Raw genomic sequence first — 12,821 nt, 5'->3', positions numbered from 1 at the left:
ATAAATTTGCTTCCTTTAATTATCAAACAGTTCAACTAAGAGTTAAGCCATAAGATGGGGATTAACCCCATATTATTCAAGTTTTTTAAGATGTTAAGCGATATAAACAACATAACTTTACAATATGATAAAAAAAGGCCGACTAACAAGCCGACCTTTTATCTATAACGAATTTTAACACTATCTCGTTACAGCCATTTCAGCAGGCTGATGCGCCAAATCCAAGGCAATTTTTACAGATTCATCTAAGTAAGGATCAGGCCCTTTATAATCTTTTGGTAAATTATCAAGCGATTTGAGCGGTTTTTTACCTTCCCGTTTAAAGCGTTCATTAAGACGATTCAATTTGTTTGTTTCGTATTCCTTGTTTTCTTTCTCTCTTTGAGCATAGTTCAAGGAGTAAACGCCCTTACGTTCTTTCATGGCTTTATAGTAAGCAATATCCTGTCTGATATATTTAAACTCAGGATCATTAGCAATCCGTTGATTATGCAGCTTAGTCAGTAGCGGGGTTAACTCTGAAATCACTTTCAAGGAAGTATAATGCGCAGGCTGAATGCTGTCCCAAGGTAACGCATTATCCTCTTGACTTTCCCCTATTTCAGACGGTTCTTCTCCTGTCGGCATAATGATATCAGGCGTTACCCCTTTAAGCTGGGTACTACCCCCATTTATCCGATAGAATTTCTGGATAGTGTATTGCACAGAGCCAATTTCAGGCCACTCAGGCCGTAACATTTGATCATAAATACGATTCAAAGGGCGATATTGCTGAACTGTACCTTTACCGAAAGACGGATCTCCCACAATTAATCCACGGCCATAATCTTGCATCGCAGCCGCAAAAATTTCAGATGCAGAAGCACTTCTATTGTCAATCAGAACGACCAGAGGCCCTTTATAGTATCTTGCCTCATCTGTATCTGCCTCCACTTTGACTCTACCGGTATTGTCCCGAATCTGGACAATGGGACCAGTAGGAATAAATAAGCCAGATAACGATACAGCTTCTGTTAGCGCTCCACCACCATTGCCGCGCAAATCAATAACAACCGAGGCAACCCTTTGTTTAGTGAGTTTCTGCAACTGTACTTTTACATCGTTAGTTAAGCCGACATAGAAACTGGGGATATCCAGAACACCAACCTTCTCTTTCCCTACCGTTTTCACCGACATCTTGACAGCATTATCTTCAAGGCGGATATTCTCGCGGGTTAAGGTAACAATGTGGTTTTTTGCCCCTTTTGTACTCGGCGTGATTTCAAGGCGGACTTTACTCCCCTTCGGCCCTTTAATAAGCGCAACAACATCTTCTAAACGCCACCCAACAACATCGACAATTGGCTTGCCGACTTGCCCAACACCAATGATTTTATCTCCAATTTTCAATAAATTGCTTTTGGCTGCCGGACCGCCTGCAAGCAATGAACGAATGGCAATATACTCATCATCATATTGTAAAACAGCACCGATGCCCTCAAGAGATAAGCTCATCTCTGAATTAAACTGTTCTGTATCACGAGGAGAGAGATAACTGGTATGCGGATCTATTTCACGGGCAAAAGCCATCATAATGCTTTGAAAAACATCCTCACTCTTGGTTTGTGTGAGGCGTTTTAATAACGTCCGATAGCGTTTAGTCAGGGTTTCTTTAATTTCTTTATTGTCTTTTTTGCCGGATAACTTGAGGTTTATCCAATCAAATTTGATTTTGGCATCCCAAAGCCTATCCAACTCTTCAACACTCTTTGGCCATGGTGCTTTGATACGGTCGGTTTCAATGGTGTCATGACCGTTTAAGTCAACGGGGCGTTCTAAACGGGAGAGCACATATTGATAACGTTCAAAGCGGCGTTTTTGCATCAGATTGAATAGATCATAAGGAAGTTTTAGATCGCCATTTTCAAGCTCTTTTCCTAATTCTCCCTTTTGAGACGCGAATGGGGCGATATCAGATGCCAAAAAAACATTGTGTCCATAATCCAGTTGATTCAGGTAACGATCAAAAATTTTTCCTGAAAAATCTGCATCCAGATAAAACTGGCGATAATGAGAACGAAGGAAGCGGGAAACAATCCGCTTACTTACTGTAAGATGCTGTGGTTCCGGTTTTAAATCTGGCAGTTGGCTCAGGCTGATAACAGCCGTATTGTGACCATTAATGACATTGGCGTTAGTCGCGTGGCTACCACTCGCGACATTGTCATTAATCGTATCTGCATAACCTATACTAGAAAATGATAGACCTAAAACGAAAGCCAATGTAATGAGTTTGTTCATGCCCAAGTTGGCCTCCGTATCAGAACTTTAAGTGTTCTGCGCGTACAATCATTGCTAAACCAGTAGGTAACTGCACTCTGACACCATCTTTTGCAATTTCAAGCACAGATGCATCCATTAAGCTTTTTCCTACGTTTACTTTGATAGTCTGACCGACTTTCAAAGAGGATACGTCAGTGACTGAGTTTAACTCAGGTTGTGCAATTTTTTTTATGGTTTTATCTGCTGGTTTACGCGATTGTTGCGGGCGGTTTTGCGAACGCACCGGACGTTTTTCACCATCACCTGATCTCTTTTGATGACGAGGAGCCGGCTTTTTATTCACAGGGCGTTCATTTTTCTTGTCAGATACGTTTTCAGTTTCACGTTTCTTGGCACGCTGTTCAGATCGTTGAGCCTGTACCCGTGCTTTCGCTTCTGCCAGTTGCTGACGCGCATGTTCAATATGTTCAATTTCCAGCTCCCCACACATGTTTCCGTCAAGGTCAACACGCTGGGCTCCTTCTTTTACACCATAGAGATAACGCCAACTGGAGGTATACAAGCGCAAAGCAGAACGGAGCTGTGTTTTACTCAAACACTCCTCATCCTGAATACGTTCAACGATGTCCTGGAAGATCCCAATCTTCAAAGGACGTGCTTCACCTTCTGCTACAAAGCAAAGCGGGAAGCGCTCAGCCAAGAAAGCAATGACTTCTTTACTACTGTTCAACTTAGGTTGATTTTCCATGAAATTTCCTGATTACAACGGTTTTGCCAACCAGCGCAGGCATGAACAGGCGACATTATAATAGTGTTGCTGATAAATGCCACGTTATACGTATGTTAAGTTACGTTCTGTTGTAGATATTTTGACACAACACATTGTTCCAAATGGTTACAAAGCCTGATAACTAAGGCTTTCAAGCCATTTTCATCATTCTCGTCAAACCGATCAAAAACCGTGCTATCAATATCCAAAACGCCAATAACTTGTCCATTGATTTCTAAAGGAAGTACAATTTCAGCATTACTGGTGGCATCGCAGGCTATATGACCGGGGAAAGCATGCACATCAGAAATACGCTGTATACTCTTATTTGCAACAGCCGTTCCGCATACACCTTTACCTACAGGAATACGAACGCAAGCGATCTTACCCTGAAATGGCCCTAAAACCAGGGTATCATCATCAACTAAATAAAAGCCAACCCAATTAACATTATCCAAACGTTCATATAACAATGCGCTTGTGTTAGCAAGAGAAGCGATAAGATCGTACTCCCCTGATAGCAGTGCCATCAGACTATCAGCTAGCTCTTGATAAAATTCATTCTTATCCATAAGCTCCTACGCAATAGACAATATTTAACAAAATAGAAACAATGATTTTACATAAAATTTTTACCATATTTAACAGACTATTTCTAAGCATAATCTGCCACTATGATTTAAATTTTCTTTCAGAATACCGTCTCTCTTCCTGAATTTAAATTTTCTTTAATTATTTTTACCAGTATTCGCTTATAAAACTTAGGGGGATATCACCGATTATTTAAAAACTAGCGGGTTTTGTGACTTTAAGCACAAACAAAAAAAAGGCCGAGTTCACTCCTCTACTCGACCCAGGGAAAAATAGCTCTATCAAAGAGCCTTGCGCTAAAAGTTGCCATTGAGACGTAGAACAACTTACGATTTAAAGCGTAGTTGACATACAATGATTTACCAAATTTCAACCATTATCGGTTGGATGGATGGTCACATAAAGCCAATGCCGCTTTCTGGAATGGCTCAACACTCATTTTTTGATTAGGATGAGCGGGGTCATTTAAGAGGATTGTCTCTAATGATGATGCAATCACTTTATTGGCTTGCATAAGTTGTGTTGCTCGATCATTCAACGGATACTGCATCAATGTGCTGGGATTTATCACAAACAACGCGCCATCTGTTCGACAATCAAGCATAACCTCTTCGCGAGTAAATGCCCACTGTTTGCCAAACTGTAGCTTGCTAATGGTTTTTATTGGTGCAGCCACTCCCTGAAAAGAGAGAAGCAAAAGAGGCAAAGCCCAAAATAGTCGTTTCATTATCTTTCCCCTGATAGATACATGCCGTGATTTTATCGCTAATTTTCCTGTTTATATAGCCAGATTTACACCAATCATTTAAGAATCACGCAGGAGGTTGCGTTGCAAAAATCGCTACGCATAACAATGCGGCTGTACCCAGAATAATTTCCAGCCAGCTATTGATTATCAATTGCTGATAGCACCTTTTCTGCTTTAACTTAGGAACTAAAATATAGCGGTTAATCAAAGCCAAAAGCACCATTCCAATAACCAGCACTATTTTTAACCATAGCATGGATTGGTATTCAGACAGAACTCGACTGAAAATGGGCCAATCTGGAATTAGAATCACACTACTTACAATTCCTGTCACAACCACCAGAAACACGGCAAAATGCCCATAAAGAGAGAATTTCCTCATGGCTGTTACACTATCTGCATACAGGATAGTCGTATTAGGAGATAAGTTTGTTTCTGTTGGCTGCCGTAATCGCAAGAATTGCAGACACACTAAGAATGGCCACAATCCACCAAACCAGTAACCTGCACTGAGTAAATGGATAACCTGATTGGCTTGAAGTAATAGCCCTATGCTTCCTTCATACATCGCTGCATGTCCAATGAAAGCATGGCTTGAGAGTAAAATAACCGAGCAACCTAACAACAAGAAATTTCTGACTTTAATATTGGAAAGGAACAGTCCACCAATAGCAAGGACAGCTGTCAATAACTGCCATCTCCATACTTGCCCAAAAGAGGTTCCCAAGACAGCTAGCCAGATATCCAGAGCATAAACATCGTGCCAGCCATCCCCCATTAATCCAGCCTGTACAATAAACCAGATGATTGAGGTTATCAGAGCCAGCACGGTGCTGATTAAAACTCCGACTTTTAACCGTTCTCTCATTAGGATCGAGAAATGCCCAGAAACAAGCATTACGGTGAATAAGCTAAGGCCGAACATCAACATGACGACCACAAAATGAGAGAAACGGCAGAATATGTATAGCGCCTCTAGAGAGATCATTATCTTACGGTAAAACTATAAACGCCTTTTGTTTTATGGCCATCGACAGAGAGTACACTCCAGTCAACACGGTATTTTCCCGCCGTAAGTTTGCCTTCAACTGGCAGGATTAACTTGGTTTTGGTTTCAGGATCAAGTTCCAACTTACCTGTTTTAACTACGGCTTTTTCTGGGCCAATCAATTTTACCTTACTGAATCCAAGTTCAATACGTTCTGAGAAGTTCAAGGTGATCGCTTGTGGGGCAGCTTCAACCGTTGTATTTTCTGCGGGAATCTGATCTTTCAAATGTGCATGGGCCAAAGCCTGCTGACAAGACATGCCGACAAACAGAACCACAAGAGTAGATAATTTGATCCAGAATGAACGGATGTTAAGAATAAACATATAGATAACCCTTTAATATGTAGATGAATTTTTTATGCTTGAGGGGAGATTCTATACCAAAAAATCTGTTTAATCTGCGATAAATGACGGGTAATGTCCTGACCTGTGAGACACTACGCAAAAATGGGAATTAAAAGAGGGGGAGCCGTAACCCCTGTTTCACAATGCATGAAAAAACACGCAAAGAAACGGGAGTTACGATGGAAAAACAGATCAAATTGAAAAACGAAGGCTATATCAGGCGTGTGCTGGCGCCATAGACAATCCCTTAAGATCTTTATCCAACAAGAACAAGGCCTTTCCAGTTTCACCCACCATATCCAGTTTGTCCAGAATAGATTTGAACAGTTTTTCTTCTTCGTGCTGTTCAGCTACATACCACTGCAAGAAATTGAAAGTGGAATAGTCTTGTGTCGTCATCGCTACATGAGCAAGTTTATTGATCTCTTCTGTGATCAATTTTTCATGCTCATAAGTCTGATTGAATACATCGGAGATAGACTTAAATTCAACCGGCGGGGCCTGAATAGTGCCTAATACAGGCATTGAACCCGTGTCGCCCAAATAATCAAACAAGCGTTGCATATGTTGCATTTCTTCCTGTGAATGAGTCTTTAAAAACGCTGCTGCGCCTTCATATCCCTTATCACTGCACCATGCACTCATTTGCAGGTATAAATTCGCAGAATAAAATTCCAGGTTTAATTGTTCATTTAATTTTTTGATCATTTCTTGTTTTAACATCGGCCAATTCTCCTAATAACTCATTAAACTTGGCGTATTATGCCAATTAAAATCACACAATACAAAAACAAAATAAAAATATATAACAACTTGATAAATAATGATTTATTTATATAAACAAACAAGAATAAATCTCATTAAATATAAGAAAATAAGAATCAGTTTTATTTAATTACATTTTTATTCAAAAAAATATTTTTAATAAAAATGAGAATTGATATTATTTATGTTTACAAGGTATATTGTAGCCATTTTTTAAACAACTTGCTAAACAAAAAAGAGTCTATTAATTTTCTGTTATGTTAGAGAAATTAAAAATGAGTTTTCAGAGAGGCCAAAATGGAACGTAACTTAGCCAGATTATCTAAAGATGAGATGAATAAGGTCAATGTTGATTTAGCAGCATCCGGTGTTGCTTTTAAAGAACGTTATAACATGCCTGTCATTCCTAACACTGTTGAACAATCACAACCAACACATCTGCGGGAATATTTCCAACAACGCCTACAGCACTACCGCCAGCAATCAAGATTACTGGCGCGCCTGCCTTATGAGCCTAAAAGTCGTTGAAAGAACGATAAGAAAGGATAACCACCACTTTGCGGGTGGTTATCTTAACTATTTTCAATAAATCTATTTTCCAACAAATTTATCAGTCGCCTTAATGAGTTGGTGTAAAATACCAGCTTCATCAAAAGAGTGACCAGCACCTTCCACAATGTGCAATTCAGCTTCCGGCCACGCTTTTGCCAAATCCCACGCATTCTGTATCTGACATGCCATATCATAGCGACCATGTATAATCACAGCAGGGATATGTCTGATCACATCAATATGATCCAGTAATTGCTGGGTTTCATCCATAAAACCATTATTGATAAAATAATGGCTTTCAATACGTGCAAATGCCAAGGCAAAATTATCTTCTGCAAAAGAGGCTGAACTTGCAGAAGGCAGCAAAGTTACCGTTTCTCCTTCCCAGAGACTCCATAAACGTGCAGCTTCCAATTGTACTTGCAAATCTTCATTGGTCAGCCGTTTGTTATAGGCAGCTATGACATCTTTACGTTCTTCTTCCGACAGGATAGATAATGTATGCTCCCATTTTTCTGGGAAAAAACGAGAGGCGCCTTCTTGATAATACCAATGCAATTCTTGTGGACGAAGCAAGAAAATCCCTCTTAGCACTAATTCTGACACACTATTCGGGTGTTTTTCAGCATAGGCCAAAGACAGTGTTGATCCCCATGACCCACCAAAAACCAACCACTTCTCAACGCCCATAAGATTACGCAGCCGTTCAAGATCGGCTATCAAATGCCATGTTGTATTATTTTCCAGACTAGCATAGGGCTTAGAACGCCCGCAGCCACGCTGATCAAATAACATAATATGATAACGTTCGGGATCGAATAACTGACGATGATAGTTTGCTATCCCACCACCTGGACCGCCATGTATGAATACTGCGGGCTTACCTTTCGGGTTACCGCACAATTCCCAATAAACCCGGTGTCCATCTCCCGTATCCAGATACCCTGTTTGATACGCATCATAAGCGGGATAGAGTTTTCGTTGTTCCGTCATAAAGCCCTCTCACTGTTTAAACAAAACGGGATACTTCCCCAGTATCCCGTACCTATTTAAAGAAAAGATAGCGCGGCAAATTATTTACTATAATTGATAGTCTCTTTTTGACAATCAATTGTGACATTGTAACTTTTATCTTTTTTCGTGCCCCGGACGATCAAAGGAACCTGCAATGCGTCCTTATCACCAGTAATATCATTGACATTTACCCACGCAATCAGTTTTGCTGTGCCTAATTGCTTTCTGTCTTCATCCCAGTGATTAATACGATTTTGTAAAAAATCTTGTTTAATCTGTGCTGCCACTTGATCTTTGGTTAAATTTTTACAAGAAATAAACTTCGCCACACGCTCATTATCAGCAGCGGTTGCAGTAAACGAAACAGAAAACAGGACACCTGCACTCAATAAACCAATACGACGAATAAATTGACTTGCTTTCATGTTACCTCCTATTACCATCCAAATAGTATGGATTAAAAGTTGCGGTAAATTACCATGTAATAGAAAGTAATTATGTGAGTTTTGTTAAAAATGCGTTGCGACTAGTTTTCACCGTCTTCAAATAAAACATGGATCTGCTCATGGTGCTGGTGCTTTTCACGCAATTCCTGAGCAACCATAGCAATGGCTTCTCCGCTGCTCATTCCTTCGGCAATAAGCTGATGGATCCTTTCTACGGCAGCTTGCTGCTCTTCATGGGATAATGCTGGCATACCTGAAAACATCGTTATAACCTCAAACAAAACATAACAATTAATGGCAAACGGCGATTATAGCCTGTTTTATCTCAAGTCAGGAGCAAGATTGTATGATAATCTCCGTGGATTAATATGTTATTCCTTGTGGATTGCTAAACACCAATATTGATTCCGTCATGAAAATTGCATTACAAAAACGACAATTACCGTATTCTCCTGATCTCGCCATTCACTATTTCGCCCCCCTTTCTGCATTACCTTGGGCCATGCTGTTACATTCTGGAACGGCCGAACATCCGCATAATCGATTTGATATTATCGTCGCCGAACCAGTGACAACGCTTGTCACCCAAAGAGCCTCTACCGAAATTAATCATCATGGTAAGGTTTTTCTTTCCAAAGAAGATCCCTTCCAGCTATTAAAAGACCATCTTCACGCCGGTGGTATTGATGCTCAATTTGATCCAGACCTCCCTTTTCAAGGAGGAGCATTAGGTATATGGGGATACGATCTCGGACGACGTATCGAAAAGCTACCTGAATTAGCGGCTAATGAACTGAGCTTTCCTGATATGGCTATGGGTATCTACGATTGGGGATTGGTTATTGATCATCAGCTACAGAAAGCGACGTTACTGAGCTACCACAATATTGACCAACGGCTGATATGGTTAGAGTCTCTGCGAGAAAACAGGAAAGAAGGTTTTTCCCTGACGAGTCCGTGGCAATCCAATATGACAGAGCAGCAATACCACGAAAAAATTGCTCAAATCCATCGTTACCTACGAGAGGGGGATTGCTATCAAGTCAATTTATCACAACGGTTCCAGGCTGATTACAAGGGAGATGAATGGCAAGCATTTATCCAGCTCAATGAAAGTAACCAAACGCCCTTTTCTGCCTTTATTCGCTTGCCTGAGCACTGCATTATCAGCGTTTCACCTGAACGTTTTATTCTTTTGAAAGATCATCACATTCAGACACGCCCAATAAAGGGAACGCTGCCCCGATTGCAAGACCCCGCAGAGGATCAATTGCAAGCAGAGAAATTAGCAAACTCACGCAAAGATCGTGCGGAAAACCTGATGATTGTTGACTTGTTGAGAAATGACATTGGGCGGGTTGCTATTCCAGGCTCGGTCAAAGTCCCTGAATTATTTGTTATTGAACCTTTTCCGGCCGTGCACCATCTGGTCAGCACTATCACCGCAACCTTGCCCGATACATATCATGCCACAGATTTACTGCGTGCCTGTTTTCCCGGTGGATCAATTACGGGCGCCCCTAAAATTCGGGCCATGGAAATCATTGAAGAGTTGGAACCACATCGCAGACACGGATATTGTGGTGCTGTTGGCTATATTAGTTTCTGCGGTACAATGGACAGCAATATTACTATTCGTACCTTACTGACAGAAAAAGGAAAAATTTACTGTTGGGCCGGTGGTGGTATCGTTGCAGATAGCATTGCTGAAAAAGAATATCAGGAAACATTTGATAAACTCGGACGGATCTTACCTCAATTGGGGGAACTCTCTCTATCATGACATCGCTCTCTGACTTCATTCATCGGTTTCAATTGCAGCTTCCTGCACGACCAATACATTTAGCCAGCAACTCGCGGAATGCTGCGGTATTATTACCGATTATATGTAAGCCAGAACCCACGCTGTTATTCACTCAACGCTCCGCAAGCCTCCGCTCCCACGCCGGGCAAATTGCTTTTCCGGGCGGAGCGGCAGATCCTGAAGACACATCCCTGATTGCCACCGCCTTGCGTGAGGCAGAAGAAGAAGTCAGCCTACCGCAAAATAAGGTACAAATACTGGGGCAATTAGCTCCCCTGGATAGCATTGGCGGTTATCGTGTCACTCCGGTAATTGGGCTTATTTCCGAACCCATCTCTTTTCGAACCAACCCAGCAGAAGTAGCAAGCATTTTTGAAATCCCACTGTTTGATGCTCTTTCTCTTCCCCATTATCGGTATTTGGATATAAAACGCCGTAATCAACAACGTCGAGTCTATTTTTATTGGCACCAAGAGCATATGATTTGGGGATTAACCGCAGCCATTATTTATCACTTAGCACAGCAAGTGCAAAAAACATTCTGAATTGGACACAAAACACCATAAAACTGTGCATTACTTATCCATAATCATATCAATTGCTATTATAATTAAAAAAAAACTGTAAACTCCTTTATCAACACTATCAAATAACAGTAAAGTAGCGCGCTTTATATAAATAACTATATCTCTTTCTTCTTTAAAGGAGTCTGGCGTGATTAGCGTTTTCGACATGTTTAAGGTGGGTATTGGCCCATCCAGCTCTCATACTGTTGGTCCTATGAAAGCAGGCAAACAATTTGTCGATGATCTTGTAAACCTGGGGGTAATGTCCTCTATCACGCGTGTAGCTGTTGATGTATACGGCTCACTTTCATTAACCGGGAAAGGTCACCATACGGATATCGCTATCATCATGGGCCTGGCAGGTAATATGCCCGCAACTGTTGATATTGATTCAATTCCAGGTTTTATTCGTGATGTTGAGCAAACTGAACGTTTGCCGCTGGCAAATGGTTTACACGAAGTCGATTTTCCTCGCGATGGCGGTATGAACTTCCGTAGCGATAACTTATCACTGCACGAAAACGGCATGCAAGTTCATGCGTTCGCAGGTGACGAAAAAGTTTACAGCAAAACCTACTACTCCATCGGTGGTGGTTTTATTGTTGATGAAGAGCATTTTGGCAAGCCATCCCAAGATTCCAAACCTGTTTCTTATCCTTATAGCTCTGCGGCAGAACTGCTGATGAACTGTAATAAAACCGGCTTGTCTGTTTCTGGCTTGATGATGAAAAATGAATTGGATTTACACAGCAAAGAAGAAATTGCTGAGTATTTCGCCGATGTCTGGGCAACGATGCAAGCTTGTATTGAACGTGGCCTGAATACAGAAGGCATTTTGCCAGGCCCCTTGCGGGTTCCTCGCCGTGCCGCCGCATTGCAGCGTATGCTGACATCATCAAACAATTTGTCGAATGACCCAATGAATGTTGTTGATTTAATCAATATGTTTGCATTGGCCGTCAATGAAGAAAATGCGGCGGGTGGCCGGGTTGTGACAGCGCCAACTAATGGCGCGTGTGGTATTGTCCCGGCTGTTTTGGCCTATTACAACCATTGCATTGAACCTGTAACCGCAGAACTGTACACCCGCTATTTTCTGGCTGCCGGTGCAATCGGTATCTTATATAAGATGAATGCCTCTATTTCTGGTGCCGAAGTTGGCTGCCAGGGTGAAGTTGGGGTTGCTTGTTCTATGGCCGCGGCCGGCATTGCAGAATTACTGGGCGCAAGCCCTGAGCAGGTTTGTATCGCAGCAGAAATTGGTATGGAACATAACCTCGGCCTGACTTGTGATCCTGTCGCAGGCCAGGTGCAAGTGCCTTGTATTGAACGTAATGCTATTGCTTCCGTTAAAGCGATTAATGCTGCCCGTATGGCACTTCGCCGTACCAGTGAACCACGTGTTTCTCTCGATAAAGTGATTGAAACTATGTATGAAACCGGCAAAGATATGAACGCAAAATACCGTGAAACTTCACGCGGTGGTTTAGCGATAAAAGTTCAATGTGACTAGTCGTAAGATATCGTTCATTTATTTTACAATAAGCGATATTTATGCCTGTTTTTTCTACAATTGAATTTTAACTGAAATAGTATCCCTGCCATTTGGCAGGGATATTTTTTTGGCTGAAACGAATTTCTAAAGTATATTTTTTTCTATTTTCGCCAAAAACATCACAATTTTTTTATAAGAAAATTAAGAAAATGTTACCGGGAACGGATTTAAACACCAAATTAGAATGAATAATAGGAATTTAAAAACAAATAAAAATAATTATTTAGAATAAAATATTGTTTTAACCTATTAAAATAGTCTATCTTAATTTTTCTGACTGATAGCAATTTTCTTGAAGCCTGCAAATGATACTCTAACTATATATTTACTTATGTAACAAAATATAAAACTATG

General features: G+C 41.0%; 14 protein-coding genes. 4 read left to right on the top strand and 10 right to left on the bottom strand.

The annotated features are described in order from the left end of the window. Window positions 1-180: 180 nt before the first annotated feature. The 7 genes from prc to ftnA form a co-directional block, all read right to left on the bottom strand. Window positions 181-2,280: a carboxy terminal-processing peptidase gene (prc, locus tag ACSJJG_RS07940; RefSeq protein ID WP_481089049.1), complete on the bottom strand. Its 2,100-nt coding sequence runs from the start codon at window positions 2,278-2,280 to the stop codon at window positions 181-183. 19 nt (window positions 2,281-2,299) lie between these two features. Then, window positions 2,300-3,010, bottom strand: coding sequence for an RNA chaperone ProQ (gene proQ, locus ACSJJG_RS07935; protein WP_481089048.1), 711 nt, complete (start codon window positions 3,008-3,010; stop codon window positions 2,300-2,302). 95 nt (window positions 3,011-3,105) lie between these two features. Beyond that, window positions 3,106-3,603, bottom strand: coding sequence for a GAF domain-containing protein (locus ACSJJG_RS07930; protein ID WP_481089047.1), 498 nt, complete (start codon window positions 3,601-3,603; stop codon window positions 3,106-3,108). A gap of 395 nt (window positions 3,604-3,998) precedes the next feature. Next, window positions 3,999-4,349 (bottom strand): YebY family protein, encoded by a 351-nt coding sequence (locus ACSJJG_RS07925; protein ID WP_481089046.1) that lies wholly within the window; start codon window positions 4,347-4,349, stop codon window positions 3,999-4,001. An 85-nt stretch (window positions 4,350-4,434) separates the two neighbouring features. Then, window positions 4,435-5,358 (bottom strand): copper homeostasis membrane protein CopD, encoded by a 924-nt coding sequence (gene copD, locus ACSJJG_RS07920; protein ID WP_481089045.1) that lies wholly within the window; start codon window positions 5,356-5,358, stop codon window positions 4,435-4,437. Then, a complete protein-coding gene (gene yobA / locus ACSJJG_RS07915; RefSeq protein WP_481089044.1) occupies window positions 5,358-5,744 on the bottom strand; it encodes a CopC domain-containing protein YobA in 387 nt (128 codons plus the stop codon). Before yobA ends, copD begins: the two co-directional genes overlap by 1 nt. A 237-nt stretch (window positions 5,745-5,981) precedes the next feature. Then, complete coding sequence (gene ftnA, locus ACSJJG_RS07910; protein ID WP_481089043.1) at window positions 5,982-6,488, bottom strand: non-heme ferritin; 507 nt, start codon at window positions 6,486-6,488, stop codon at window positions 5,982-5,984. A 339-nt stretch (window positions 6,489-6,827) separates the two neighbouring features. Here ftnA and ACSJJG_RS07905 point away from each other — a divergent pair, with 339 nt between their 5' ends. Continuing rightward, entirely contained in the window at window positions 6,828-7,058 is a 231-nt protein-coding gene (locus ACSJJG_RS07905; protein WP_481089042.1) for a DNA polymerase III subunit theta, read from the top strand. 63 nt (window positions 7,059-7,121) lie between these two features. Here ACSJJG_RS07905 and pip read toward each other — a convergent pair whose 3' ends face one another. From pip to ACSJJG_RS07890, 3 genes are all read right to left on the bottom strand, one after another. Then, window positions 7,122-8,075, bottom strand: a complete 954-nt coding sequence (gene pip / locus ACSJJG_RS07900; RefSeq protein ID WP_481089041.1) for a prolyl aminopeptidase — start codon at window positions 8,073-8,075, stop codon at window positions 7,122-7,124. Between the two features lie 80 nt (window positions 8,076-8,155). After that, window positions 8,156-8,521, bottom strand: a complete 366-nt coding sequence (gene yebF / locus ACSJJG_RS07895; RefSeq protein WP_481089040.1) for a protein YebF — start codon at window positions 8,519-8,521, stop codon at window positions 8,156-8,158. Between the two features lie 101 nt (window positions 8,522-8,622). Further along, entirely contained in the window at window positions 8,623-8,805 is a 183-nt protein-coding gene (locus tag ACSJJG_RS07890; RefSeq protein WP_481089039.1) for a YoaH family protein, read from the bottom strand. A gap of 149 nt (window positions 8,806-8,954) precedes the next feature. Between ACSJJG_RS07890 and pabB the strand changes: the two genes are divergently transcribed. The 3 genes from pabB (at window position 8,955) to ACSJJG_RS07875 (ending at window position 12,425) form a co-directional block, all read left to right on the top strand. Next, window positions 8,955-10,325 (top strand): aminodeoxychorismate synthase component 1, encoded by a 1,371-nt coding sequence (pabB, locus tag ACSJJG_RS07885; RefSeq protein ID WP_481089038.1) that lies wholly within the window; start codon window positions 8,955-8,957, stop codon window positions 10,323-10,325. After that, entirely contained in the window at window positions 10,322-10,891 is a 570-nt protein-coding gene (locus tag ACSJJG_RS07880) for a CoA pyrophosphatase (protein ID WP_481089037.1), read from the top strand. The genes pabB and ACSJJG_RS07880 overlap by 4 nt, the downstream gene beginning before the upstream one ends. A gap of 169 nt (window positions 10,892-11,060) precedes the next feature. After that, the gene (locus ACSJJG_RS07875; RefSeq protein WP_481089036.1) at window positions 11,061-12,425 is read left to right on the top strand and encodes an L-serine ammonia-lyase; all 1,365 of its coding nucleotides are present in this window, start codon (window positions 11,061-11,063) and stop codon (window positions 12,423-12,425) included. Window positions 12,426-12,821: the final 396 nt, after the last annotated feature.

The sequence above is a fragment of the Xenorhabdus sp. SGI 60 genome (assembly GCF_056632175.1).
The sequence above is the reverse complement of the archived record's forward strand: the minus strand, read 5'-3'. Positions and strand labels throughout refer to the sequence as shown.

Bases quoted from the DNA above. Each gene is read 5' to 3' on its own strand.
- prc (WP_481089049.1), bottom strand. From the start codon at position 2,280: ATGAACAAACTCATTACATTGGCTTTCGTTTTAGGTCTATCATTTTCT.
- proQ (WP_481089048.1), bottom strand. From the start codon at position 3,010: ATGGAAAATCAACCTAAGTTGAACAGTAGTAAAGAAGTCATTGCTTTC.
- ACSJJG_RS07930 (WP_481089047.1), bottom strand. From the start codon at position 3,603: ATGGATAAGAATGAATTTTATCAAGAGCTAGCTGATAGTCTGATGGCA.
- ACSJJG_RS07925 (WP_481089046.1), bottom strand. From the start codon at position 4,349: ATGAAACGACTATTTTGGGCTTTGCCTCTTTTGCTTCTCTCTTTTCAG.
- copD (WP_481089045.1), bottom strand. From the start codon at position 5,358: ATGATCTCTCTAGAGGCGCTATACATATTCTGCCGTTTCTCTCATTTT.
- yobA (WP_481089044.1), bottom strand. From the start codon at position 5,744: ATGTTTATTCTTAACATCCGTTCATTCTGGATCAAATTATCTACTCTT.
- ftnA (WP_481089043.1), bottom strand. From the start codon at position 6,488: ATGTTAAAACAAGAAATGATCAAAAAATTAAATGAACAATTAAACCTG.
- ACSJJG_RS07905 (WP_481089042.1), top strand. From the start codon at position 6,828: ATGGAACGTAACTTAGCCAGATTATCTAAAGATGAGATGAATAAGGTC.
- pip (WP_481089041.1), bottom strand. From the start codon at position 8,075: ATGACGGAACAACGAAAACTCTATCCCGCTTATGATGCGTATCAAACA.
- yebF (WP_481089040.1), bottom strand. From the start codon at position 8,521: ATGAAAGCAAGTCAATTTATTCGTCGTATTGGTTTATTGAGTGCAGGT.
- ACSJJG_RS07890 (WP_481089039.1), bottom strand. From the start codon at position 8,805: ATGTTTTCAGGTATGCCAGCATTATCCCATGAAGAGCAGCAAGCTGCC.
- pabB (WP_481089038.1), top strand. From the start codon at position 8,955: ATGAAAATTGCATTACAAAAACGACAATTACCGTATTCTCCTGATCTC.
- ACSJJG_RS07880 (WP_481089037.1), top strand. From the start codon at position 10,322: ATGACATCGCTCTCTGACTTCATTCATCGGTTTCAATTGCAGCTTCCT.